We start from the raw sequence: 24,017 nt of genomic DNA, 5'->3' as shown, positions 1-24,017 counted from the left end.
GTATTCGTTCGATTACTGCAACCGGGATAACAGGGCGGCCAGGCGGGCATTGCCGCCGGCGACCGGCGCCCACTGGTAATGCACCACCGGGCAGCCCGCGCTTTGCAGATCCTGGGCGAAGCTGCGCAGGCCGGCGTTGATCACCTGCACGCCGTCCAGCAGCGCGGGACGGGGGCGGGCCTCTCCCTGCGGGTGGCGGGTGGTCAGGTGGTGGGCAAGCAGCACCGCTTCCTGCAAGGTGTTCATCACTACAATGTCGCCGTTGATCAGCGTGTCGATTTGCGCGGCGCGCGGCTGGGGATCTTTCTGCGTTCCGGTCACGGTGGCGATCACCACCAGCGGGTTGGCCGGGCCGCGTGCAGCGCGTACTTTCTCTACCGCATCCAGTACCGCTCTGGCCGGATCGTCGCAGGCGCCGTAACCCAGCACGACATCGACCAGCAGTACGCCGACGTCGGTTTCTCGGCTCAGCTTGTCGATCTCCAGCGAACGGGTAGTGGGGTCGATCATCGGGTGCGGACGGCCTACGGTGTAAGCGTCGTCGCCGAGGTCAATCAGCATGTGCCCCTGCGCGTTCAGCATGACGCCGCGATCGTGATGGCTGTCCGGCTCTGCGCCGATCTGCGCAGCCAGCAGCATCGCCGCCTCGGCGGCCAGCGTACCGCCGGCGTACAGGCCGAGGATCTTCTTGCCGGTAACAGCGGGATGCAGGGTGGCGATTTGCTCCACGCTGGCGAGCATTGCGGCAAGCTGAGCCGCTTCCGCCAGCGAGCCGGGCAGCCAGACGTTGCCGTCATGGCGCTGTTCCGGCTTGCTGCCAAGGAACAGCGCCACCACCGGTTTGGGAATCGCTTTCATCGCCTCCAGCACCTTGCGGCGTACCGACGGCGCCGGCGGTTTAGACACGAACGCCAGTACCTTGCTCTGTTCGTCTGCGGCCAGAATATCGAGGGCGGTCAGGGCGCTCAGCCCGCCGACGTCGTTACTCAGGTCGCGACCGCCCAGGCCGATTGCGTGGGTAATCCCCTGGCCGAGCAGGGCGATTTGGGACGTCAGCTCCTGAATGCCGGTGCCGGAAGCGCCGATCACGCCGATGGAACCGTGCGGCAGCACGTTGGCGAACGCCAGCGGCGCGCCTGCCACCATGGCGGTGCCGCAGTCCGGCCCCATCACCAGCAGGCCCTTGTCACGGGCGCATTGCTTAAGCGCAATTTCCTGTTCCAGCGGCACGTTGTCGGAAAACAGCATCACGTTTTTACCCGCGTCCAGCCCCTGCTGCGCCAGCCCGGCGGCATATTCGCCGGCGACGGAAATCAGCAGCAGGTTAGCGTCAGGCAGTTTCTGGCAGGCGCTTTCCCAGCGGCGTGCTTTTTGCAGGTGCTGGCCGCCGCTCTGACCCTGGGCGATAGCGTTAAGCTCTTCATCGAGCTGTTTGCGCATCCGCGGTATGATGTCTGCGACCGCGTCGTGGGTGCGGATGGAGGCACAGATGTCGTTGGGCGTGGCGTCGGCGAAATCGTCATGCCAGAATCCGGTGGCCTCTAACAGCGATTTGTTGGCCGGCGTGCCCATCATCACCGACACCTCGTCTACTTCCGGCAGGGCGCTCAGCTTGCGGGATATCAGCATCAGGCTGACGGAATCCTGGAAGCTCCCCTTTTTGACAAACGCATAAATCATCTTGAATCACCTCGGATTATTTCTTTTCTTTCAGGAACAGCATGCCGCACAGGCCGACAACCAGCAGCGCTGCGGAAACGTAGAAGCTGGATGCCAGACTGCCGGTAACGTCACGCGCCGCGCCGGCGATGACCGGAGCCAGGATGGAAGAGCTCATGCCGATGAAGTTGAACAGGCCGAATGCGGAGCTGTAGTTGCTCTCGTCGACGCTGTCGGCGACCAGTGCGACCAGCACTGGGTCAAGCGCCAGCTTGCCGACCAGGCCGTAAACGCACAGCGCGACGACGACGCCGGTCATGGTGGGCATCCAGGCAATGGACAGCATGCTGATGATGGCCAGAGGAACCAGTATCAGGATCAGCGGCTTACGCTTGCCCAGACGGTCAGAGATGGTGGAGAACAGCAGGGCTCCGGGGATGGAGATCCAGGCAACCAGCGAAGAGATGAACCCGGTTTCGCTGCCCGGAATGCCGCGCTCGCTTTGCAGGTAGTAGGGCAGCCAGGTGAGGATGACGAAGAAGCCGAACAGGCTGCAGAACACCATCAGATAAACCAGCAGCAGGTTGCGGTTCTTGAACAAATCGCTGAATTTACCTTTTTTCACCGTGCCGTCTTGGGCGATCGCCGGCTGGCGCTTCTTCTCTTTAACGAAGAACCAAATCGCCAGGCCGGTCAGAATGGTGGGAACCGCCATGGCATAAAACGGCATGCGCCAGCTGTGGCCCTGGTCATACACCAGCCAGCTGGACGACATCAGGCCGAGCGCGATACCAAACGCCATACCGCTGTTGATGATGGCGCTGCCGAGCGAACGGTATTTTTTCGGAATTTGTTCGGAAGAGAGGCCGTACTGCGGTCCGTAGTAAGTCCCTTCGCCCGCGCCGGTGACGACGCGCGCCATCAGCAGCGTATACCAGCTTTTGGCCCAGCCGGTGACGGCGGTGAAAGCGCCGAATAACAGGAAACCGGGGATCAATACCTTTTTCTTGCCTATTTTATCGCCGAGGACGCCGGCGGGAACCTGCAATAATGCATAAGAAAAATAGAAGACCGAGTTTAATAATCCTAACTGAGTTCCGGTAAGTCCGAACTCTTTTTCCAATTCCCCCATGACCGGGTTTAATACCGTACGGTCAGCATACATAAATATCCAACCGAGCCAGAAGAGAAATACGGTTACCCACCAGGCGGGTATTCCCTTTTTTTGCGGCACCGCCGCTGAATTCACCTGTTCAGACATAATAAAGTCTCCCGGACAAAAAAATATTTTTTCATTATTAGTACAGAAAATTCACAAACTAACCTGTGCGCTGGTGCTTCTGTGATGGCCCTACGCTATAGCAAGAAACCCCGGGTTCTGGTGAGGTAAATCACATTTGAATGATTGTGAGGGATTTTTTGGTTATGGTCGCGGAGATTATTAAAAAACTTTAAATAACCATTTTTAGATTTAATTTAATAAAAGAACGGCGCATGACGCGTCATTATCAAAATATAATGAAGATATAAATTAATAACGATAACGGTCACATTTTATTTTTCCGGGAACTTTATGGTGAGGGCGAAACATAATTTTCAGTATTGGGGAAAAAATGAAAAAGACTATTGTGATTGCGCTGGGGGGAAATGCCCTGTTGCAGCGCGGAGAAACGCTTTCTGCCGAAAACCAGTACCGCAATATTGAACAGGTGGCCGGGGTGGTCAGCGAACTGAGCCGGGAATACCGGGTGGTTATCGTGCATGGCAACGGGCCGCAGGTCGGGTTGCTGGCGTTGCAGAATTTGTCATGCGCGGAATTTCCCGCCTACCCGCTGGACGTGCTGGTGGCGCAAACGCAGGGCATGCTGGGCTACATGATTGCGCAGGTGCTGGAGCGCCGGCCCGGAATGCCGCCGGTGGCTACACTGCTGACGCGGGTGGAGGTAGACCCCGCCGATCCGGCGTTCCATACGCCGAGTAAATTTATCGGCCCGGTTTATGCGCCGGAAGAGCAACAGGCGCTGGAAACCCGCTACGGTTGGCAGATGAAGCGCGACGGAGACAAAATCCGCCGCGTCGTTGCCTCGCCGCACCCGCGGCGCATCATCGAGCTGACGGCGATTCGTCAGCAACTGGATCAGGGCAACATCGTAATTTGCGCCGGCGGTGGCGGTACGCCGGTAGTGGCGCAGGAAAATGGCTATTGCGGCGTGGAGGCGGTGATCGATAAAGATCTGGCGGCTTCCCGTCTGGCGCAGGCGTTAAATGCCGATGCGCTGATGATCCTGACCGATGCTGACGCGGTTTATCAGGACTGGGGCACTCCGCAGGCCCGCGCGCTGCGCCACGCCTCGCCGGAAACCCTGCGCCCGTTCGCCGCGCCGGACGGTGCGATGGGGCCGAAGGCGGAAGCGGTGATTGATTTCGTAGAACGCAGCGGCAACAGCGCTTATATCGGCGCGCTGAAGGATGCTCCGGCGATTCTGAAAGGCGAGAAGGGAACCTGGGTACGGCCTGAGGTTGCTACGGCGTAAAGGGTTCACCGCGCCGCGATAACGGCATGTTCATGCACCGGCTCAGGCTCGGGGATGAGCATGCCGGATGTCGGGATAAATTTCCCGGCCTCCGGCTGGAGTGCGCCAAAAGTCGCATGGCGGGTTTCGCCGGGGTCGGCTGATGAATTTCGGCGGATCGATTTAAAAAGATATTTTGTGCGTTGCCGGCGGGTCATTCGGAACGCCTGACGGGCGCGGCGGAGACGCCGCCGCCCCGTAATGAACATTGCGCGGTTATTCACCCAACGTCGCCACCATCACAGCCTTGATGGTATGCATCCGGTTTTCCGCTTCATCAAACACTACGCTGTGCTCCGATTCGAACACTTCGTCGGTGACCTCCATACCGCCATGCAGGCCATACTGTTCCGCCATCTGCTTGCCGAGCGCGGTCTGATCGTCGTGAAACGCCGGCAGGCAGTGCAGGAATTTGACCTGCGGATTGCCGGTCAGTTTAATCACGTTCATGTTGACCTGATACGGCAGCAACTGCGCGATGCGCTCCTTCCACACTTCTTTCGGTTCGCCCATAGAGACCCACACGTCGGTATACAGGAAGTCCGCGTCTTTCACTCCTTCGGCCACGTCTTCTGTCAGGATCAGTTTGGCGCCGGTTTTGGCCGCCACCGCCTGACATTCTGCCACCAGATGTTCTTCCGGCCAGCAGGCTTTCGGGGCCACCAGACGCAGCTCCATTCCCATCAGCGCCGCGCCTTCCAGCAGGGAATTCCCCATGTTGTTGCGCGCGTCCCCCAGATAAGCCAGCTTAACCTGCGACAGCGGCTTACCCGGCAGATGTTCCTGGATCGTCAGAAAATCGGCCAGGATCTGGGTGGGGTGAAATTCGTTGGTCAGGCCGTTCCAGATCGGCACGCCGGCATACGCTGCCAGCTCATCCACCACGTTTTGCCCCCAGCCGCGGTACTGAATGGCGTCATACATCCGGCCGAGCACGCGTGCGCTGTCCTTGATGGATTCTTTGTGGCCAATCTGGCTGCCGGTCGGGCCGAGATACGTGACGTGGGCGCCCTGGTCGTAAGCGGCAACTTCGAAAGAGCAGCGGGTTCGGGTCGAATCTTTTTCGAAGATGAGCGCAATATTTTTACCGCAGAGCGTTTTTTTCTCGGTGCCGTTCTTTTTGGCCTGTTTAAGGTCTGCTGAGAGAGTGAGTAAATATGCGATGTCTGCCGGCGTGAAATCCAGCAACCGCAGAAAATGCCGCTTGTTTAACTGATTCATGGTATCGTCCCCGCTGTAAACGCATTTGAATTTATATTCACATTATGTGTATTAAAATTCAAATGCAAGCGCCGCGTGAAATCTTTCCTGTTTCTGGTGGAGCGCTGCGCGCGGCTGTGCGAGAATGCTCCTAAAACCGGCCAGAACGAGGATAAGGTCATGGCAAACCGTGAGCTGTTGGAAGAGCAACGCGAAGAAACGCGTTTGATTATTGAAGAGCTGCTGGATGACGGAAGCGATCCTGACGCGCTGTATACCATAGAGCATCACCTGTCGGCGGAGAATTTCGAACTGCTGGAAAAGGCCGCCGTGGAGGCGTTCAAGCTGGGATATGAAGTGACCGACGCCGAAGAGTTCGAGGTGGAAGACGGTTCGATCCTGATGTGCTGCGACGTGATCAGTGAAGTCGGATTAAAGTCGGAAATCATTGATAAACAGGTAGAACAGTTGGTGAATCTGGCTGAGAAGTTCGGTGTGAACTACGATGGCTGGGGCACTTACTTTGAAGATCCGGACGCGCAGGATGACGATGGCGTGGACGGCGAATATTACGACGAGGACGATGACGGCAAGCGTCACTGATCCCGGACGGTGTTCCCCCGTCTTTGCGAAAGGCGGGGCGTGCGTAAGGATAATACGTTGATGGTGGCGTGGGAGGGCTGAAGATAATGAATAAAGCATTTTCCGCTTGGGTGTTGGGAATCGCGCTGGTTGCCCCGGCAGTGGCTGCCGCGGCGGATGCGCCGGATGCAGCACAGGCCCGGGGGATTATCGCGCAGGAGCTGGAACAGGATTTATTGTGCGTGCGGCCGGGAGAACATGCCCGCGCAAATGCCCACCGGGAAAATAACGTATTGAAAGCCGCCGGTGCGCGCATCACTTTCGATGATGCGGAAGATACCTACAACAACTACATTTATCGCTTCGAGAAACCGTTGATGGTTAAAGGACTGCCGGTTTATTCCGTCAGCCAGACGGAGGGAGAAAACGGCGTCATCATCACCGCTGAAGTTAAAGGCAATCCGGCCGCGCTGGCGCGTGAGCTGGGCGCCAAGCCGTTAGGCAAGAATGAAATCGTGTTCGGCCTGGGCAATGAGCTGTACCAGCGCGCGGTGAGCGGCGTCGCCGGTAAGGCCGACGCTATTATTATCGGCGCCGATGACGACCAGAAGGCCATCGGGCGTTTCTATTTCGGGTGCAGTCAGGGCGCGGAATCATAAGCAAAGGAAAGTATGCACACTCGGGATGCGCTTATCAGGGAAGTGGAACGGGGCCAGCGGTTTCGTTATCTGATGTTTTGGGGCCATCAACCGGCGAAGGACGGGCGCATTACTGCGTCCTGTTTCAGTCAGTGGTGGCCGTCGGCGTTCGTGGTTGACGGTGAGCGTTACGCGACGGCGGAACACTGGATGATGGTGCAGAAAGCCCGTCTGTTCAATGACGAAACCATGGCCGTCCGTATTCTGGCCGCGGCTTCTCCGGCGCAGGCCAAGCGGTTGGGCCGCGAGGTGAGCGGGTTTGATGCGGTACGCTGGGAGCAGCAGCGCTTCGGGCTGGTATGTGAAGGAAACTGGCATAAATTTTCCCAGCATCCGGAACTGGGCGAGTTCCTGCTGGCGACCGGGAAACGGGTGTTGGTTGAAGCCAGTCCGGTTGATCGTATATGGGGCATCGGACTGGCGGCGGACGATGTCCGGGCGGAGAATCCCCGCCTGTGGAACGGCCTCAATTTGCTGGGGTTTGCCCTGATGCAGGTGCGCGAGCGCCTGGCGTCATAACGCCCGCAGCATGCGCACTTCGCAATCCACGTGTCGGGTGCTGCCCAGCGCATGATCGATATGGCGAAAGCCGATCTTCTCATACAGCGCGATGGCGGTAGTCAGGCTGGCCGTGGTTTCCAGATAACAATGGGTAAAGTCTTTACTGCGGGCGAACTCCATCGCCAGCAGCGCCAACTGGCGCGCCAGGCCCTTACCGCGCAATGCGGGCAAAAAATACATTTTCTGTAGTTCACACAGCGTTTCATCTGCCCCGGTCAGCGGCGCTATGCCGCCGCCGCCGGCCACCTTTCCTTCGTACTCAATGACCCAATAGGCGCTGCGTGGCTGGCTGTATACCTCAAACAGCTGGTCCAGGTTAGGGTCGGAAACCGTGTAGCCCTTGTCCGCCGTCAGGCCGTGTTCGGCGGATACCCGGCGGATAACGTCGGCGATAGCCTGGTTGTCGCCACGGGTAATGGGGCGGATTTGCAGTTCAATGGGAAGAGAAAAAGTGATGTCGCTCATGGAATGACCCGGATGCCACGGAAAAAATACCAACGTTGTTAATACCACTGAACCCTTAACCGATGCAATGGTGTGTTGCGTTTCACAGAAAATATTGGTGATAACGATTGCTGCTCCGGGAGAGGCATGATTAAATTCATGATGAATATGTCATTAGTCCGAAATATTCACATTATTTTTTAGTAAATAAGCCTTTTACTTTCTTTGTTCTTAATAGGGAAGGGCTGAAGGTAGTGATTTGTTTTTTTACTTTCCAGGATGAAAGAATATTATGTCAAACAATGATGGGATGGCAAATAACCGCTACCGCATGAAGTTTCATGGTAAAGGTGGTGAGTATTTTTCTATTTGGTTTGTGAATGCTCTACTTACGGCAATTACATTAGGTATTTATTCCGCATGGGCCACGGTGCGCCGTCGTCGTTATTTCTATGGAAATACTGAACTGGCAGGCGATCGTTTTGATTACCTGGCTCAGCCGATGCAGATCCTCAAAGGTCGTCTGTTGGTGGCCGGCGGATTAATCCTGTTTTTTGTCTTCTCCCTGTTCTCTCCGCTGCTGAGCGTGCTGATGCTGTTGATTTTCTTAGGCATGATTCCGTGGATCGTCGTACGCAGCTGGCGTTATAACGCAATTATGAGCAGCTATCGCGGGGTGCGCTTTAATTACCATTGCCAAATGGGCAAAGCGTATTGGGTAATGTTTTTCTGCCCGCTGATGATGTTCGTTCTCTTTTATGCGGCGTTGATTGCACTGGCATTTCTGGCGACGCAATCCGGCGGTAGCGGCGGTGCTATTTTCGTTGGTCTGCTCCTGATTGTGTTGTTCATTCCCGGATTGGCGGCGATGCAGGGCATTATTTCCGCGATGCATACCGACCTGTACATTAATAACCTGTTTTTCGGCGACTCCGCGTTTAAAGCGGTGATCAAGAAAGCCGCTTTCATAAAGTTTAGTCTGATTTCTTTGCTGATATTGCTGCCGTTCCTGATTGCGATGGCGTTGATGATGGGGTCGTTCATTGCTTCCCTCTCTATGGGCGCCGCGTACGGCATGAGCGAAGAAGCCGCTGCGATGATGGTGCTGGGCAACATGGGGGCGATCCTGCTTTCTTATGTACTGCTGCTTATCGGCGTACTGGTGGCGATGAGCTATCAGGTTGTGGCGCAGCGTAACTATCTGTTCCGTCAGACCACGCTTAACGAAGACCGGATTAAGTTTCACTCTTCCATGAGCACGCTGCCCTACCTGGGGCTGATGTTGACCAACACGCTGATGGTGGTGTTCTCCCTGGGGCTGGCGATTCCGGTGGCGGAAGTACGTCATGCCCGCTACATCGCTGAAGCGACCGAAGTTGAAGGCGATCTGGCTCTGCTGAATGTTCACGCGCACAAAGACTCGGCTAACGTTGCTGTTGCTGAAGAAATTGCGCAGGCGTTCGATTTAGGCGCGGGTCTGTGAGACTGCCATCGTGATCTGCGCGGGACACTACCAGTACCCCGGACGGGCGGCCCGTGAGGCTGCCCGTCTTACGTTGGGGGAAAGCGGCTCTTTTATCATGCTGCATCTGGAAAGCGGCAACCGTTCCTTTTCTCTGGATCAACTGACGGTTTCCGATGCGCTGGGAAGCATTCCGCTGACCATTACGTTTCCGGACGGCGCACGCTTCGTGCCGGAAGACGACGCGTCGTTTCGCGGCTGGTATTTCTCGCGCAGCAAGCCGACGCTGGTACACCGTCTGGAGCGCCGCAAGCGCGGTATGCTGCTGGCGCTGTGCGGGACGATATGTCTGGGCTTCTTCTACGTATTCATTCTGTTACCCTGGCTGAGCGTGCGGATTGCCTACCATATTCCGGTGCAGGCGGAACAGCGCCTGGGAGAGTACACCCTTAAATACCTGGTTGAGGCCGAAAGCTTCAAGGAGTCGGCGCTGCCGCCGGCGCGCCAGCAGGAACTACAGGCGCTGTTTGCCGGGGCGATTCCGCCGTCGATGCGTAATGAGGACCCACCCCTTAAGCTGAAGCTGATGCGTTTTCCCGGCGGTGCCAACGCCTTTATGTTGGCGGACGGAACGTTGATCGTCAGCGACGAACTGGTGAAGATGGCAAAAAGCGATGACGCCATTGTCGCGGTGATGCTGCATGAAATGGGGCATCATCATTATCGCCATCCGATGCGGATGGTGGTGCGTTCCTCAATCGTGACGATGGCCGTGATGTGGATGACCGGCGACGTCAGCGGGATCGGCGATACTCTGTTGCAGTCGGCGGCGTTTCTCGATCAAATGCAGTATTCACGCGGCATGGAACGTGAGGCTGATACGTTCGCCATTGCGGAAATGCGGCGTCAGAACCGGCAGCTGGCGGCTATGGGGCAGATGTTCCGGGCGTTACGTAATGACAGTGGGGATGAGGGCAAGAAACGGCTTGATATTCCTGACTGGCTGAGCACCCATCCGGCGATGGATGAGCGCCTGGAGCGAATTGACGCAGCGGCGCAGGGGGAAGCGCTTTAACCTGCTAAGATGTTGACGAATCCTTAGCTGGATTGACAGTTTTCTGCCTGTAAAACGCCTGATGAATTTCATCGGGCGTTTTGTTTTTGAGTGCCAGGTGTGGATGTAAGTACACCCGTTTTGGTTCCACGTACTTTTTGGTGCCTGACCATGAAACGTTTTATTATCGGATTCGGTGACCGCCTGAGCGATCACCGTTAATACCGTGACAGTTACACAGAATTATTTACAGGTTTTTATAATTGGGTACCGTGTTGTACCACTCACTACCATCAAATGACCAAACATTTGTATAAGATGCAATGATTAGTAAAGCGTCATTGCAGTCCATTGTGCCCGACGGTCGGATTTGTTCACCATTACATATAAAATAATCATTAATTGTGCCACTGGCCCACGAAAAGAAATCATGCTGTCCAATACCCCACAATGCATTATTGAACCAACATAAGTCGTTAAGCTCTCCCTTTAGTTCCGGTATATCGACGCTTTCCCATTTATTAAGCTTTCCACGCCATATCCGCTTACGTGATGCAACATATACAAAGCCATCATCAGCGCATACAACATTGGTTAATTTATCGTTTGTGGGGAACCCGCATTGCTGCCATACATGTCCATCGAAGTGCCAGATATCACCTTGTTCACCGACAGCATAAATATCATTCTCAGTAAATCCCGCGATATCATTGAAACCATAGTCAAAAGCACTACCATCAGCGGCAGCAACACCGGAGGATATACCATTCATTACTGGTCTCCAGTCGCCGATGTTAAACCGCTTAGACACAAAGCGTCTTAAGCCTACGGCCCAGGCATAGCCATCGATTCTTTTTATTTTCTGAATTACAGCGACGGTATCCCTTGCCACAGTCTCTGAATCCCAGGAGGTTTTCCCTCCACCACTTGGAAGCGCAAAACCACCCAGGCAATCAATGAGTAAACCCTGAGAGATGGGGGATGTTGAGGTGCCTAATACGCTTGTAAACGCTGAAGGGAATTGTATGGATGAATATGCCAACGTTTCATCATTATCGAGATCTACCAATGTGACTTGCCGCATACCCGGCTTATCCGTACTGCTGACGGCCTGAATGTATATAATATTTTTTTCCCTAATGGCGCAATCTACTATTGCGTAATCGCAAAAGATTTTTTCCCAGTTTTCTTTATTAATTAGTTTTTTCACGGCCGTCTCCATAGTCCATGGCAAAAATACAATTAAATTGCACCAACGCTACCTGTACTTTCTGTGGTAATTTTATCAATTATTCTACTGGCACGTTTAATAAGTTGATCTTTGGTTACGTTTACCGGGGTATCTTGGTTACAGGCATACTTTGTTCCTCTGTCATCTACAGCAAACACTTCAGTAAAAACCTTTCCGCCTTTGCTATCACTCTGCTTCTCAATCGCCTTGTTTATAGGTAATAAAAAAGGCCGGAAATCCGGCCTTTTTCGTCGCTGAGTGATGCTTACAGCGCGGCAATTACCGCCTGCTGCTCAATCAGCTTGGCTTTTGCCTCGGCGTAGCCGTTCATCTTCTCACGCTCTTTGGCGACGACCGCTTCCGGCGCGCGCGCTACAAACCCTTCATTCGAGAGTTTGCTTTCAATGCGGGAGATTTCCGTTTCCAGCTTTGCCACTTCCTTCGCCAGACGATCCAGCTCTGCCGCTTTGTCGATCAAACCTGCCATCGGGATCAGCAGCTCAGCGCCGTCCACCAGCTTGGTGACGGAAACCGGGCCTTTGTCCCCCGCCGGCAGCAGCGTAATGCTGTCCAGACGCGCCATGGCCTGGATGAAGCCACGGTTTTCCTGTACCCGGCGTTGCGCATCGGCGCTGCCGTCGCGCAGCAGCAGCTCCAGCGGCTTGCTCGGCGCAATGTTCATCTCGGCGCGGATGTTACGCACGGCGATAACGCACTGCTTGATCCACTCCAGGTCTGCCAGCGCCGTTTCGTCTTCCTGCGCGGCGTCGTATTCCGGGAATGGTTGCAGCATGATGGTATCGGCGCTGATGCCTTTCAGAACCTTCACGCGCTGCCAGATGGTTTCCGTAATGAACGGAATGATCGGGTGCGCCAGGCGCAACAGGGCTTCCAGCACCGTCACCAGCGTATGGCGGGTGCCGCGCAGTTCGGATTCGGAACCGCCGTTCATCACCGGCTTGGTCAGCTCCAGATACCAGTCACAGAACTGGTTCCAGGTGAACTCATACAGAATGCCGGCGGCGATATCGAAACGGTAGCTGTCCAGCGCTTCGCGGTAGGCTTTCACCGTGCGGTTGAACTCGGCCAGGATCCAGCGATCCGCCAGCGACAGCGTCATTTCGCCGCCGTTCTGACCGCAATCCTGATCTTCGGTGTTCATCAGCACGAAGCGGCTGGCGTTCCACAGCTTGTTACAGAAGTTACGGTAACCTTCCAGGCGTTTCATGTCCCAGTTGATATCGCGGCCGGTAGAGGCCAGCGCCGCCAGGGTGAAACGCAGGGCGTCGGTGCCGTGTGCTTCGATGCCGTTCGGGAACTGCTTCTCGGTGCGCTTGGCGATTTTTTCCGCCAGCTGCGGCTGCATCATGTTGCCGGTGCGTTTTTCCAGCAGATCCGGCAGGGAAATGCCGTCCACCATATCCAGCGGGTCGATGACGTTGCCCTTGGATTTGGACATCTTCTGGCCTTCTTCGTCGCGGATAAGGCCGGTCATGTAGACGGTCTTAAACGGAACCTGCGGCTTGCCGTCTTCATCTTTGATGAAGTGCATGGTCATCATGATCATGCGCGCAATCCAGAAGAAGATGATGTCGAAGCCGGAAACCAGAACGCTGGTCGGGTGGAACTGACGCAGCGCGTCGGTGTTCTCCGGCCAGCCGAGGGTTGAGAAGGTCCACAGCGCGGAGGAGAACCAGGTGTCCAGCACGTCCTCGTCCTGACGCAGCGCTACGCCGGCAGCGATGTTGTTTTCCTGACGCACTTCTTCTTCGCTGCGGCCAACGTAGACGTTGCCCTGGTCGTCATACCATGCCGGAATGCGGTGGCCCCACCACAGCTGACGGGAGATGCACCAGTCCTGAATATCGCGCATCCAGGAGAAGTACATGTTCTCGTACTGTTTCGGCACGAACTGGATGTCGCCGTTTTCCACCGCTTCGATGGCCGGTTTTGCCAGCGGGGCGACGCGTACGTACCACTGGTCGGTCAGCATCGGCTCGATCACCACGCCGCCACGGTCGCCGTAGGGAATGGTCAGGTCATGCGGCTTGATCTCTTCCAGCAGGCCGGCGTCTTCGAAGGCTTTTACCACCGCGCGGCGGGCGGCGAAACGCTCCATGCCGCGGAATTCGGCAGGCAACGTTTTGCTGTAGGCGTCGCTTTCTTCGCCGTTGGTGTCCAGCACTTCAGCTTCGTCACGGATGTCGCCGTCGAAGGTCAGGATGTTGATCATCGCCAGCGCGTGGCGACGGCCAACTTCGTAGTCGTTAAAGTCGTGAGCCGGCGTGATTTTCACGCAGCCGGTGCCTTTTTCCATATCGGCATGTTCGTCGCCGACGATCGGAATACGGCGATCAACCAGCGGCAGCAGCACGAATTTGCCGATCAGATCTTTATAACGCGGATCTTCCGGGTTTACCGCCACGCCGGTATCGCCCAGCATGGTTTCCGGACGGGTGGTGGCGACCACCAGGTAATCTTTGCCGTCAGCGGTTTTCGCGCCGTCAGCCAGCGGGTAGCGCAGGTGCCAGATGGAACCTTTGGTTTCGCGGTTTTCCACTTCCAGATCGGAGATGGCCGTGCGCAGTTTCGGGTCCCAGTTCACCAGGCGCTTGCCGCGGTAAATCAGGTTTTCTTTATGCAGACGAACGAAGACCTCTTTGACCGCGTTGGACAGGCCTTCATCCATGGTAAAGCGCTCGCGCTCCCAGTCCACGGAGTTGCCCAGACGGCGCATCTGGCGGGTAATGGTGCCGCCGGATTCCGCCTTCCACTGCCAGATTTTATCGATGAACGCGTCGCGGCCGTAGTCCTGACGGGTCTTGCCTTCTTCTGCGGCGATTTTACGCTCCACCACCATCTGGGTGGCGATACCGGCGTGGTCGGTACCGGCCTGCCACAGGGTATTTTTACCCTGCATGCGCTGATAGCGGATCATAGTATCCATGATGGTCTGCTGGAAAGCGTGACCCATGTGCAGGCTGCCGGTTACGTTCGGCGGCGGGATCATGATGCAGAAGCTTTCCTTACTGGTGTCGCCGTTCGGCCGGAAGTAGCCCTGCTGTTCCCAGTGTTCGTAGAGCGGTTGCTCGATGTCTTGCGGGTTATATGTTTTGTCCATGGTCGAATCGGTCTTGTCTCTGATCTGTCAATGCGTTGGCGGTGTGGCCGTCGTCAAATGGAAACCGGCGCTGCGGTAGGCTTTGTAGCGTTCGCGCGCCAGTTGCTTTAATTCGTCTTCGGATGGGACGAAGTCTATCACTTCATGGAAAGCGGTGGCAAAATCCGCGAACTGCGGCAGCAGGCTGATAAGAATATCGCGCGGGGCGCTGCTGCGTTTTTCCGGCCAGGAAAGCTCTACCGGCGCGCCGAAGCGCGGGCCTTCTCCCGCCAGATTGTGGGGGATGAAGGCATGGGGATCGCGTTGCCAGAGGGCCTCGTCGAGGCGGTGGGCCTGATCCTGATCCTGACAGGCGATTTGGATGCGTTTGCCGTTGCGGTAGGCAGCGGCGGCGAGATCGCAGGTTAGCGCCTCAACGGCGGTTAAGGGGGCGCCTTCGGGGGTGGGGTGGGTCAGGAGGTAGAAGGTGGCCTGTTTCATTTGCTGGTGGCGATCCTGAGTGATTGAGTTTGTTGGTTTGGGTGGCGGTTCCGTACGCCGGGGCTCCGGTAGTTCATGGTGCACCTTCGCGGCGTACGGGCAAAGGGTGGCCGTTGTGCTTCAATTAATGGGATGGCCCGCAAAGCGGGCCATCGGGTGTTGCTTTATTTTACGACAATTTGGGGGGGATTTCGCCCCCTTCAATTCGTCGTCTAGTCGTCGCCGTTCAGGCCTGCGCGGTTGAGCAGGAACTGCGAGAGCATCGCTACCGGGCGGCCCGTGGCGCCTTTGGCTTTGCCCGAGCGCCAGGCGGTGCCCGCGATGTCGAGGTGCGCCCAGCTGTATTTGCGCGTAAAGCGCGACAGGAAGCAGCCCGCCGTAATCGCGCCGCCGGGGCGGCCGCCGATGTTGGCCATGTCGGCGAAGTTGGATTCCAGTTGTTCCTGGAATTCATCGCCCAGAGGCAGGCGCCAGGCGCGGTCGCCCGCCTGTTCGGACGCGCTCAGCAGTTCGGATGCCAGCGGATTGTGATTCGCCATCAGGCCCGTCAGGTGATGGCCCAGGGCAATCACGCAGGCGCCGGTCAGGGTGGCGATGTCGATCACCAGCTCCGGCTCGAAGCGTTCCACGTAGGTCAGGACGTCGCACAGCACCAGGCGGCCCTCGGCGTCGGTGTTGAGCACTTCTACCGTCTGGCCGGACATGGTGGTCAGCACGTCGCCGGGGCGGTATGCCCGTCCGCCCGGCATGTTTTCACAGCCGGCCAGCACGCCGATGATGTTCAGCGGCAGCTTCAGTTCCGCCGCCACGCGCATCACGCCGTAAACCGACGCGGCGCCGCACATGTCGTACTTCATCTCGTCCATCGCTTCCGCCGGCTTGATGGAAATGCCGCCGGAGTCGAAGGTCAGGCCCTTGCCGACCAGCACGATCGGCTTGGTGTCCGGATTCGGGCTGCCCTTGTATTCAATCACCGACATCAGCGATTCGTTCTGCGAACCCTGGCCGACCGCCAGATAGGCGTTCATACCCAGCTCTTTCATCTGCTGTTCGCCGATGACGCGGGTAGCGACGTTGTCGCTGAAGGCGTCGGCCAACTGACGCGCCTGCGAGGCAAGGTAGCCGGCGTTACAGATATTGGGCGGCATGTTGCTCAGATCTTTGGCCGCCTTAATGCCCGCCGCTACGGCCAGGCCGTGCTGAATGGCGCGTTCGCCGCTGGTCAGCTCGCGGCGGGTCGGCACGTTGAATACCATCTTGCGCAGCGGACGGCGCGGCTCGGTTTTGTTGCTCTTGAGCTGATCGAAGGTGTAAAGCGTCTCTTTGGCGGTTTCCACCGCCTGGCGCACCTTCCAGTATGTGTTGCGGCCTTTGACGTGCAGCTCGGTCAGGAAACAGACCGCCTCCATCGAACCGGTGTCGTTCAACGTGTTGATGGTCTTCTGGATCACCTGCTTGTACTGACGCTCGTCCAGTTCGCGTTCTTTGCCGCAGCCAATCAGCAGAATACGTTCCGAGAGCACGTTAGGCACATGATGCAGCAGCAGAGTCTGGCCGACTTTGCCTTCCAGTTCGCCGCGGCGCAGCAGGGCGCTGATGTACCCATCGCTGATTTTATCGAGCTGTTCGGCGATAGGAGACAGGCGGCGAGGCTCAAAAACGCCAACAACAATACAGGCGCTGCGTTGTTTTTCCGGGCTACCGCTTTTTACACTGAACTCCATGCACTCTCCTGAATCTTAAAGACAGCGGCACGGGGGATGGCTACACTGGGAATACGACCCGGAAAAATCTGGCCGTCATCGTTGCGTGTTGCCCCCTGCCGTTAAAGGTTGGTTGCCGGAAGGGGGGGCGATTTGTGCTTTTGCCCTGCCGGAAACACCGGGATTTTACTCATTGATTACTAATTTCTCGCATTTGTCGCCGGCGAATACGGTACAATCCGGCAACCATCGTTTCGCATAACAGGCGGTTAACGACTCCGGGACGCCGGCCATCTAATTAGGCATGTTCCGATAGGTCACCCTGGCGACGGATGCTGTAATGCGATTTTAGCGCGGCCCTCAGCCATAAATGATGATAAAAATGGCGGGTTAGCGTAGAAATTAGCGAGATTCCTGCAAAAAAACAAGTTTTCACAGGCGTAATAAGCGTGATCATCATTAGATATCTGGTACGGGAAACATTTAAGAGTCAGATCGCCATCCTGTTTATCCTGCTTCTGATCTTTTTTTGTCAGAAACTGGTCAGGATCCTGGGGGCGGCGGTTGACGGCGATATCCCGACAAATTTAGTGCTTTCCCTGTTAGGGCTGGGTATCCCTGAGATGGCGCAGCTTATCCTGCCGCTCAGCCTGTTCCTCGGCCTGTTGATGACGTTGGGTAAATTGTATACCGACAGCGAAATCACGGTAATGCATGCCTGCGGCCTGGGGAAGAGCGTATTGGTCAAGGCTGCGATGATTCTGGCCTTTATTACCGGCGCGCTGGCGCTGGTGAACGCCTTTTGGTTAAGCCCCTGGTCGTCTTTTCACCAGGATGAAGTGCTGGCCGATGCCAAGGCGAACCCCGGCATGGCGGCCATGGTGGAAGGGAAATTCCAGACGTCGCAGGACGGGCGCTTCGTGTTGTTCGTCGGCGGGGTGAAGGGCAGCACCTTTGACCGGGTCTTTTTGGCGCAGCTGCGCGCCAGCGGTTCCCAGCGCCCGTCGGTGGTTGTGGCGGAAACCGGTCATTTGCAGGCTCGCCCGGACGGCTCCCAGATGGTCGTGCTGGATAAAGGCACCCGCTATGAAGGCACCGCGATGCTGCGGGATTTCCGTATTACCGACTTCACGAATTATCAGGCGATCGTCGGCCACCAGAGCGCCGAGATGAACCCCAGCGACGCCGATCAGGCCGACATGAAAACGCTGTGGCAGTCTGACAAGCCCGACTTCCGCGCCGAGTATCACTGGCGTCTGACGCTGGTGGTTTCCGTGCTCGTCATGGGGCTGATGGTGGTGCCGCTGAGCGTGGTGAACCCGCGTCAAGGCCGCGTGCTGAGCATGCTGCCGGCGATGCTGCTGTACCTGGTATTTTTCCTGCTGCAAAGCTCCCTGCGTTCCAATGCCAGCAAAGATAAGCTGGACCCGCTGGTGTGGATGTGGCTGGTCAACGGCGTTTATCTGTTGCTGGCCATCGGCCTTAACCTGTGGGATACGCTGCCGATGCGCCGGGTGCGCGCCCGCCTGACCGGAAAAGGAGTCGCCTGATGATAGGAGTATTGGACCGTTATATCGGGCGTACGATTTTCAGCACCATCATGATGACGTTGTTCATGCTGGTGTCGCTGTCGGGCATCATCAAGTTTGTTGACCAGTTGCGTAAGGTGGGGCAGGGCGAGTATTCCGCCTTAGGGGCCGGGCTCTATACCCTGCTGAGCGTGCCGAAAGATATTCAGATTTTCTTCCCGATGGCCGCGCTGCTGGGGGCGTTGCTCGGGCTGGGCATGCTGGCGCAGCGCAGCGAGCTGGTGGTGATGCAGGCGTCTGGCTTTACCCGTATGCAGATTGCCGCGTCGGTGATGAAAACGGCGATTCCGCTGGTGCTGCTCACCATGGCGATCGGCGAGTGGGTGGCGCCGCAGGGCGAGCAGGCTGCCCGTAACTACCGTGCGCAGATGATGTACGGCGGTTCGCTGCTGTCGACGCAGTCCGGGCTGTGGGCTAAAGACGGCAATGATTTCATTTATATTCAGCGCGTCAGCGGCGAAAAACAACTGACCGGCGTCAGCATCTACCACTTCAATGATGAACGCCGCCTGCTGAGCGTGCGCTATGCCAGTTCGGCGACGTTTGAAAACGACGAATGGCGGCTTTCGCAGGTTAATGAATCGAATCTGGAAGATCCTAATCAAATCACCGGTTCCCAGACGCTGAACGGCTCCTGGAAAACGAAGCTGACGCCGGACAAGCTCGGCGTGGTGGCAATGGACCCGGACGCGCTGTCTATCAGCGGCCTGTACCATTACGTGAAATACCTGAAGCAGAGCGGGCAGGAGTCCAACCGCTATATGCTCAACCTGTGGAGCAAGGTCTTCGCGCCGTTGTCGGTGGCGGTGATGATGCTGATGGCGCTGTCATTCATTTTCGGGCCGCTGCGCAGCGTACCGATGGGCGCGCGGGTGTTGGTCGGGATCTGCTTCGGCTTCCTGTTCTACGTTCTGGATCAGATATTCGGGCCGCTGAGCCTGGTTTACAGCATTCCGCCGCTGTTCGGCGCGCTGTTGCCGAGCGCGTTGTTCCTGATTATCAGCATCTTCCTGCTGCTGCGTAAGCAGTAAGTCCGCGGCCGGGGCGGCTTAACCGCCGTCCCTGCTGCGCAAAAACGTCAGTCCCCATTCTTCATAACACCGCGTTATCGCCCTGGCGCCGCACAGGTGCGCTTTCGGCAGCGTCAGCCCGTCGAACATCTCCCTGTAACGCCGCATGTTTCCCGGCGTCACACAAACAAGGTGCCTGAGCATGTCCAGCTTGATGCTGTCCTGCCGCCCTTCCAGCGCCCCGATCCTTCCTTTTTCAAACAGCGTACGCCGTAAGTATCTGAACAGGCTCAGTGATGTGGAGATATCCAGCAGAATAAGGCCAGTGGCGCGTTCGAGGCGCTCTGGCAGGCATTTCGTGTAGTTTCCGTCGATAACCCAGCTCTCCCGGCGGATGGCCGCGGCATGCAGCGCCAGAAATTGCTCCGCAGGGCGGGGTTGCCAGTCGGTGTGCGGCAGGTGAAAAAGCAGGTCGAGATGCACGGCGCATGCGCCATTTTTGCGCGCAATGGCCTGCGCCAGCGTTGATTTACCGCTGTTGGAGGGGCCGAGTATGCATATTCGCGGCCCGAGAGCGGAAAGCGGGGGCAAAGAAGACATTTTATCAACCTCAGGTTTCACGGAAGGTGATGATACACGCATAGTCCCGCGGGTTTCAGCCAGCCATCACCGCATGGCGTAAGTCGTCGCTGAACTGCCGGTATTGCGCCTCATCAAGCGGCAGCGGGTAGCTGAGCACGATCAGCGCGTGATCCTCCACGCCGGGATGATAGCTGGGGTGATGATGCCCGCAGGCGTTTGGCTGGAACCCTAATCCCTGATAGAACCGCAGGCGCTTGCGGGCGGTATCCGTCGTCAGGGGATCGATTTCCAGAACCGTCAGCGGATGCCGGCCGAGAAACTGTTGCAGCATACGCTTGCCGTAGCCCTGGGAGCGCAATTTGTCATTCACCGCCAGGTGTTCGATATAGGCATAACCGCCGAAGTCCCATGCGCCGATCATACCGACGAACTGCCCTGCGTCCGACCAGGATTGCAGAGCATAACGCGGATCGTCCAGCGCGCGTTGCTTTGCCTGCGGCTCGCGTTTTTCATGGTAGGGGAACGCCGCCTCATACAGGGCGTCCACCCTGGCAAAGTCGGGGGAAGCCAGCGTCGTGATGCGTGAAACAGTTAACATGGGTTCCTCGGTAACAGGGAAAATCACGGGCGTTACGGCAACGTCCGCCAGCGGCTTTTCCGGATAGCGCTTCCGGGAGATTGTAACAAATTCGCCTCCTGAGACGCGGAATCATTTACCCCGCCCGGCATTCTCCCGTTATGATGACGGGTTATTACGCGGGCGGCATCGCCCGCATTGGGGAGGAACTGTGAAATTCCGTTGCGGGGCTTTATTGGCGCTGGTTTTAATGACGTCGGCTTTCTGCCTGGGCGCATGGCAATCCCTGTGTCCGGCCTTGCCGGCGCCTGCCTGGCAACAACAGGTATATATCTGGCAGCGGGTATGGAGCGACCGGCATGCCCGCGCGCTGAGCGAAAGCCGCACGCTGTTTTCCGCGCTGCGGGTGCTGGCATTTCAGCAACATCCCGCCGAAGGAACCCGCTATGCCGGCGTCGATCTGGCGCTGCTGCGCGCGGATGGCCGGCCGGTGTGGCTGGTGGCGCGTCTGGATGGACAACTGGCGCGCCTGGATCAGCCGCAGTTGGTACATGAGGTGCTGCGGCTGGCGGAACAATGGCGCCTGGCCGGGGTGAATTTGCGCGGCGTTGAAATCGACTATGACGCCGCAACCGCTAAACTGGGGGAGTACGGCCGGTTCCTCGCCGCGCTGCGCAATCAGTTGCCTGCGCAACTGCAACTGAGCATCACCACACTGCCTGCCTGGCTCTCGTCTCCCCGTCTTGCGGAATTACTGCGCATTCCCGATGCTTCGGTGTTGCAGGTGCACGCGGTGCTTTCGCCCGAACAGGGCATTTTTGACTCCGCGCTGGCCGGGCGCTGGCTGGCGGCGTATGCGCAACGTACTTCCCGTCCGTTTTTGGTGGCGTTGCCCGCTTACGGTATGGCGCTGGCGCAGACCGGCTCGGCGCTGCAGGTGATCAGTGAGGCGCCATTACGCATGGCCGGCGAGTTCCGCGAGCTGACGGCGACGCCGCAGGCGCTTTCCGCGTTCGTCGCGCAGCTGACGTCCCGTCGTTATTCGCATCTGAGCGGGATCATCTGGTTTCGCCTGCCGCTGGAGGATGATCAGCGCGTCTGGTCGCTGACGACATTGAAAGCGGTAATTGAGCGACGCCCGCTGGACGTCGCGTGGCAACTGAGCGTGCTGTCTCAGCCTGCCGATCCGGATTTACACGATCTGGCGCTGCAAAACGGGGGCGATATTGACGCTCCCCTGCCGCGCCGGATCGTTTTCCCTGCCCAGTCCTGCCAGGCGTTTGACGGCGCGCGCGGCTATCAGGCCGCTGAGGAGGACGGGGCGCTTATTTTTACCCGCACGGATCGTCCGCTGCTGCGTGCGGGAGAACGTTATGCGATCGGATGGGCGCGCTGCGCCCGCATCATGCCTGGAGGCCTACATGTTACGCCCTGAGTTTTCCCGTTTTCCGCTGAAAATGCTGGTGATATCCGCGCTGGGTATCGCCCTGCCGGGTCAGGCCTGCGGCCCGGACTTCCCGTACCGCCTGTTGCTGGACCGTAACGCCACGCTGCTGTATATGCCGGAGGGTAATTACGCTTTCGAAGCCAGCCGCCTGGCGACGTTCGATGATGGCCTGCCGCGCTGGCAGCAACCCGCGGAGCCTGAAGCGCCGGCGCCGGCGATTGCGCAACTGAGGGGCAGCAGCTCGTTGGCTGAAGCGGAACAGATGAAGGTCGATCTGCCGGAGGCGGCACGGCTGTATACGTTGGGCGCGCTGGCGTTCCACCTGCGGGACGGCGCCAAAGCCGCGGATTATTTCCGTCAGGTGCTGGCGCTGCCGGCGGAGCAGCAGAGCGACTGGGGGCTGAAGGCCCGCTATTCGCTGGGGCGGGCGCTGATGGGCGACTTCCCCGCGCAGGAAGAGGGCGGAGCCACGGCAACGGACGGTCGCGCTGAGCCCGCGGCGCTGCGTGAGGCGTTGCAGGTCTTTGGCGAGGTGGTTGAAGCGGTGAAGGCGGGCGCGCCCGATCCGGCGTATCTGTCGCTGGCGAGCCTGGGCCAGGCGGGGCGCATCAGTGTGTGGCTGGGCGATCTGCCGGGCGCCGCGCATCTTTATGCGCGCCAGGCGGCGCAGGGCGACCCGGTCGGCGGGCTTTCCCTGCAATATCTCTCCGCTTATCTGATTAAAACGGCCAACCGCGCCGCGCTGGAGAAAAGCATCGACGATCCGCTGATCCAGCAACTGGTCACCATCGAACTGTTTACCCGCAGCGGCAACCTGCAATGGGCCGACAACAACAATTCGCCGGAGGACGTGGCGCGCACGGTCAGCGGGGTGGTTGAGCTGCTGGGGCGTCATGTGAAAACAGGATTTGCCGGCAGCGACCGGCTGGCGGCGCTGGCCTATCGCGCCGGTAATTATCCGCTGACGGAGACGTTGCTGAAGAACGCCGGCGACGGCGGGCTGAGCTGGTGGCTGCGGGCCAAAATGGCGCTCCGCAAAGGCGATGTCGCCACGGCCACCGCGAATTATGCCAGGGCCGCTGCCGCATTTCCCAGCGACGAGTCGTGGGGAGATCAACGCAATGAGAGCTTCGAACAGGAAAATATCGTGCCGGTGTGCCGCGTTTCCGGGGAACAGGCGATTCTGGCGCTTAACCGCGGGGAATACGTGCAGGCGATGACGCTGCTGTACCGGGGCAAGGATATTTACTGGCAGGATGTGGCCGACATCGCCGAGCGCGTTCTGACGCTGGATGAGCTGCGGCAGTTCGTCGATAAAAATGCGCCGCCGCCGGCAACGCCGCTCAAGCCGCGGGCCGGAGAGCAATATGACTGGCAGCCGCTGACGCCGGATTTACAGCTGCGTGAGCTGCTGGCGCGCCGCCTGATGCGCGTCGGCCGTTATGAGGATGCCCTGCGCTACTTCGATATTCCCAATTATCGCCAGTCCGCTCAGGAACTGGCGGGTTTGCTGGCTCAGGGCGCCGATAAGAAAAGCAACAAAGTTGCCCGCGCCGGGGCTTACTACCAGGCTGCCGTACGCCTGCGCACTGAGGGAATGGCGCTGACCGGCTATGAAATGACGCCGGATTATGCCGTGTATGAAGGCAGCTTCTCTTATCTGGGCGACGCCTTCGACACCCGCGAACGGAAGGAGAAAAGCTGGATCAGCGTTGCTGAAGCCAGCCGCGCCAAACAGTCACTGCCTGTTGCCGACCAACGTTTCCTGCATTATCGCTGGCAGGCAGTGAAACTGGCGGAGAAAGCCGCCGATCTGCTGCCGCCCAAATCCCAGCCCTATGCCGCCGTGCTGTGCAACGCTGCCGGCTGGGTTATCGCCCGCGACGCAAAAACCGGGCGGGCGCTGTATAAGCGTTACATCGCCAACGGAACGCAGTATGACTGGACGCCAGGCTTCGGCTATAACTGCCCGAAACCGGATTTCGGATCGGTGAAATAACGGCGCCGGTGAAAACAGCCAACGAGGGTTGGCTGTTTTTTCTTC

At 57.9% G+C, this 24,017-nt stretch carries 21 protein-coding genes; 10 read left to right on the top strand and 11 right to left on the bottom strand.

Features of this window, described 5'->3' with window-relative positions; all coding sequences use genetic code 11:
* Positions 1-12 precede the first annotated feature (12 nt).
* Both fdrA and C8D90_RS17525 read right to left on the bottom strand, forming a co-directional pair.
* Entirely contained in the window at positions 13-1,680 is a 1,668-nt protein-coding gene (gene fdrA, locus C8D90_RS17530; protein ID WP_115459763.1) for an acyl-CoA synthetase FdrA, read from the bottom strand.
* 16 nt (positions 1,681-1,696) lie between these two features.
* Positions 1,697-2,920, bottom strand: a complete 1,224-nt coding sequence (locus C8D90_RS17525; protein WP_115459762.1) for an MFS transporter — start codon at positions 2,918-2,920, stop codon at positions 1,697-1,699.
* 352 nt (positions 2,921-3,272) lie between these two features.
* Here C8D90_RS17525 and C8D90_RS17520 point away from each other — a divergent pair, with 352 nt between their 5' ends.
* Complete coding sequence (locus C8D90_RS17520) at positions 3,273-4,193, top strand: carbamate kinase (RefSeq protein ID WP_115459761.1); 921 nt, start codon at positions 3,273-3,275, stop codon at positions 4,191-4,193.
* A 5-nt stretch (positions 4,194-4,198) separates the two neighbouring features.
* Here C8D90_RS17520 and C8D90_RS17515 read toward each other — a convergent pair whose 3' ends face one another.
* Positions 4,199-4,390: a hypothetical protein gene (locus C8D90_RS17515; RefSeq protein ID WP_115459760.1), complete on the bottom strand. Its 192-nt coding sequence runs from the start codon at positions 4,388-4,390 to the stop codon at positions 4,199-4,201.
* Positions 4,391-4,448: 58 nt separating this feature from the next.
* Positions 4,449-5,453, bottom strand: a complete 1,005-nt coding sequence (gene argF, locus C8D90_RS17510; RefSeq protein ID WP_115459759.1) for an ornithine carbamoyltransferase — start codon at positions 5,451-5,453, stop codon at positions 4,449-4,451.
* Positions 5,454-5,612: 159 nt separating this feature from the next.
* On the opposite strand from argF, the gene rraB reads away from it, so the two are divergent.
* The 3 genes from rraB (at position 5,613) to C8D90_RS17495 (ending at position 7,231) form a co-directional block, all read left to right on the top strand.
* Entirely contained in the window at positions 5,613-6,035 is a 423-nt protein-coding gene (rraB, locus tag C8D90_RS17505) for a ribonuclease E inhibitor RraB (protein ID WP_115459863.1), read from the top strand.
* 86 nt (positions 6,036-6,121) lie between these two features.
* Positions 6,122-6,673: a hypothetical protein gene (locus tag C8D90_RS17500; protein WP_115459758.1), complete on the top strand. Its 552-nt coding sequence runs from the start codon at positions 6,122-6,124 to the stop codon at positions 6,671-6,673.
* A 12-nt stretch (positions 6,674-6,685) separates the two neighbouring features.
* Positions 6,686-7,231, top strand: coding sequence for an NADAR family protein (locus tag C8D90_RS17495; RefSeq protein WP_115459757.1), 546 nt, complete (start codon positions 6,686-6,688; stop codon positions 7,229-7,231).
* Here C8D90_RS17495 and C8D90_RS17490 read toward each other — a convergent pair.
* A complete protein-coding gene (locus tag C8D90_RS17490; RefSeq protein ID WP_260503032.1) occupies positions 7,226-7,738 on the bottom strand; it encodes a GNAT family N-acetyltransferase in 513 nt (170 codons plus the stop codon). The two genes, C8D90_RS17495 and C8D90_RS17490, sit on opposite strands and share 6 nt — an antisense overlap.
* 271 nt (positions 7,739-8,009) lie before the next feature.
* Here C8D90_RS17490 and C8D90_RS17485 point away from each other — a divergent pair, with 271 nt between their 5' ends.
* Together C8D90_RS17485 and C8D90_RS17480 are read left to right on the top strand one after the other, a co-directional pair.
* On the top strand, positions 8,010-9,200 hold the full coding sequence (locus C8D90_RS17485; protein ID WP_115459756.1) for a YjgN family protein: 1,191 nt from the start codon (positions 8,010-8,012) through the stop codon (positions 9,198-9,200).
* A gap of 10 nt (positions 9,201-9,210) precedes the next feature.
* A complete protein-coding gene (locus C8D90_RS17480) occupies positions 9,211-10,254 on the top strand; it encodes a M48 family metallopeptidase (protein WP_115459755.1) in 1,044 nt (347 codons plus the stop codon).
* 226 nt (positions 10,255-10,480) lie between these two features.
* Here C8D90_RS17480 and C8D90_RS17475 read toward each other — a convergent pair whose 3' ends face one another.
* From C8D90_RS17475 to pepA, 4 genes are all read right to left on the bottom strand, one after another.
* Entirely contained in the window at positions 10,481-11,443 is a 963-nt protein-coding gene (locus C8D90_RS17475) for a hypothetical protein (protein ID WP_115459754.1), read from the bottom strand.
* Positions 11,444-11,729: 286 nt separating this feature from the next.
* Complete coding sequence (locus C8D90_RS17470) at positions 11,730-14,585, bottom strand: valine--tRNA ligase (RefSeq protein ID WP_115459753.1); 2,856 nt, start codon at positions 14,583-14,585, stop codon at positions 11,730-11,732.
* A 27-nt stretch (positions 14,586-14,612) separates the two neighbouring features.
* On the bottom strand, positions 14,613-15,065 hold the full coding sequence (locus tag C8D90_RS17465) for a DNA polymerase III subunit chi (RefSeq protein ID WP_115459752.1): 453 nt from the start codon (positions 15,063-15,065) through the stop codon (positions 14,613-14,615).
* A 212-nt stretch (positions 15,066-15,277) separates the two neighbouring features.
* Positions 15,278-16,789: a leucyl aminopeptidase gene (gene pepA / locus C8D90_RS17460; RefSeq protein WP_115459751.1), complete on the bottom strand. Its 1,512-nt coding sequence runs from the start codon at positions 16,787-16,789 to the stop codon at positions 15,278-15,280.
* A 428-nt stretch (positions 16,790-17,217) separates the two neighbouring features.
* On the opposite strand from pepA, the gene lptF reads away from it, so the two are divergent.
* Both lptF and lptG read left to right on the top strand, forming a co-directional pair.
* Positions 17,218-18,318, top strand: a complete 1,101-nt coding sequence (gene lptF / locus C8D90_RS17455) for an LPS export ABC transporter permease LptF (RefSeq protein ID WP_115459750.1) — start codon at positions 17,218-17,220, stop codon at positions 18,316-18,318.
* Positions 18,318-19,388 carry an LPS export ABC transporter permease LptG gene (lptG, locus tag C8D90_RS17450; protein WP_115459749.1) on the top strand — a complete coding sequence of 357 codons (1,071 nt, stop codon included), beginning with the start codon at positions 18,318-18,320 and terminating at the stop codon, positions 19,386-19,388. Before lptF ends, lptG begins: the two co-directional genes overlap by 1 nt.
* Positions 19,389-19,406: 18 nt before the next feature.
* On the opposite strand, the gene C8D90_RS17445 is transcribed toward lptG, so the two are convergent.
* Complete coding sequence (locus C8D90_RS17445; RefSeq protein WP_115459748.1) at positions 19,407-19,967, bottom strand: P-loop NTPase family protein; 561 nt, start codon at positions 19,965-19,967, stop codon at positions 19,407-19,409.
* A 55-nt stretch (positions 19,968-20,022) separates the two neighbouring features.
* On the bottom strand, positions 20,023-20,547 hold the full coding sequence (locus C8D90_RS17440; protein WP_115459747.1) for a GNAT family N-acetyltransferase: 525 nt from the start codon (positions 20,545-20,547) through the stop codon (positions 20,023-20,025).
* A 190-nt stretch (positions 20,548-20,737) separates the two neighbouring features.
* Between C8D90_RS17440 and C8D90_RS17435 the strand changes: the two genes are divergently transcribed.
* On the top strand, positions 20,738-21,961 hold the full coding sequence (locus C8D90_RS17435) for a DUF3142 domain-containing protein (protein WP_230473044.1): 1,224 nt from the start codon (positions 20,738-20,740) through the stop codon (positions 21,959-21,961).
* Positions 21,948-23,972, top strand: a complete 2,025-nt coding sequence (locus tag C8D90_RS17430) for a hypothetical protein (protein ID WP_115459746.1) — start codon at positions 21,948-21,950, stop codon at positions 23,970-23,972. Before C8D90_RS17435 ends, C8D90_RS17430 begins: the two co-directional genes overlap by 14 nt.
* Positions 23,973-24,017: the final 45 nt, after the last annotated feature.

The organism is Enterobacillus tribolii (assembly GCF_003363015.1).
Taxonomy (GTDB): Bacteria; Pseudomonadota; Gammaproteobacteria; order Enterobacterales; family Enterobacteriaceae; genus Enterobacillus; species Enterobacillus tribolii.
Note: the sequence above shows the minus strand (reverse complement) of the source record. Positions and strands in the feature narration are given on the sequence as shown.

Bases quoted from the DNA above. Each gene is read 5' to 3' on its own strand.
- C8D90_RS17440 (WP_115459747.1), bottom strand. From the start codon at position 20,547: ATGTTAACTGTTTCACGCATCACGACGCTGGCTTCCCCCGACTTTGCC.
- argF (WP_115459759.1), bottom strand. From the start codon at position 5,453: ATGAATCAGTTAAACAAGCGGCATTTTCTGCGGTTGCTGGATTTCACG.
- C8D90_RS17520 (WP_115459761.1), top strand. From the start codon at position 3,273: ATGAAAAAGACTATTGTGATTGCGCTGGGGGGAAATGCCCTGTTGCAG.
- C8D90_RS17525 (WP_115459762.1), bottom strand. From the start codon at position 2,920: ATGTCTGAACAGGTGAATTCAGCGGCGGTGCCGCAAAAAAAGGGAATA.
- C8D90_RS17515 (WP_115459760.1), bottom strand. From the start codon at position 4,390: ATGACCCGCCGGCAACGCACAAAATATCTTTTTAAATCGATCCGCCGA.
- rraB (WP_115459863.1), top strand. From the start codon at position 5,613: ATGGCAAACCGTGAGCTGTTGGAAGAGCAACGCGAAGAAACGCGTTTG.
- C8D90_RS17445 (WP_115459748.1), bottom strand. From the start codon at position 19,967: ATGTCTTCTTTGCCCCCGCTTTCCGCTCTCGGGCCGCGAATATGCATA.
- C8D90_RS17495 (WP_115459757.1), top strand. From the start codon at position 6,686: ATGCACACTCGGGATGCGCTTATCAGGGAAGTGGAACGGGGCCAGCGG.
- C8D90_RS17430 (WP_115459746.1), top strand. From the start codon at position 21,948: ATGTTACGCCCTGAGTTTTCCCGTTTTCCGCTGAAAATGCTGGTGATA.
- C8D90_RS17490 (WP_260503032.1), bottom strand. From the start codon at position 7,738: ATGAGCGACATCACTTTTTCTCTTCCCATTGAACTGCAAATCCGCCCC.
- fdrA (WP_115459763.1), bottom strand. From the start codon at position 1,680: ATGATTTATGCGTTTGTCAAAAAGGGGAGCTTCCAGGATTCCGTCAGC.
- pepA (WP_115459751.1), bottom strand. From the start codon at position 16,789: ATGGAGTTCAGTGTAAAAAGCGGTAGCCCGGAAAAACAACGCAGCGCC.
- C8D90_RS17485 (WP_115459756.1), top strand. From the start codon at position 8,010: ATGTCAAACAATGATGGGATGGCAAATAACCGCTACCGCATGAAGTTT.
- C8D90_RS17500 (WP_115459758.1), top strand. From the start codon at position 6,122: ATGAATAAAGCATTTTCCGCTTGGGTGTTGGGAATCGCGCTGGTTGCC.
- lptG (WP_115459749.1), top strand. From the start codon at position 18,318: ATGATAGGAGTATTGGACCGTTATATCGGGCGTACGATTTTCAGCACC.
- C8D90_RS17470 (WP_115459753.1), bottom strand. From the start codon at position 14,585: ATGGACAAAACATATAACCCGCAAGACATCGAGCAACCGCTCTACGAA.
- C8D90_RS17465 (WP_115459752.1), bottom strand. From the start codon at position 15,065: ATGAAACAGGCCACCTTCTACCTCCTGACCCACCCCACCCCCGAAGGC.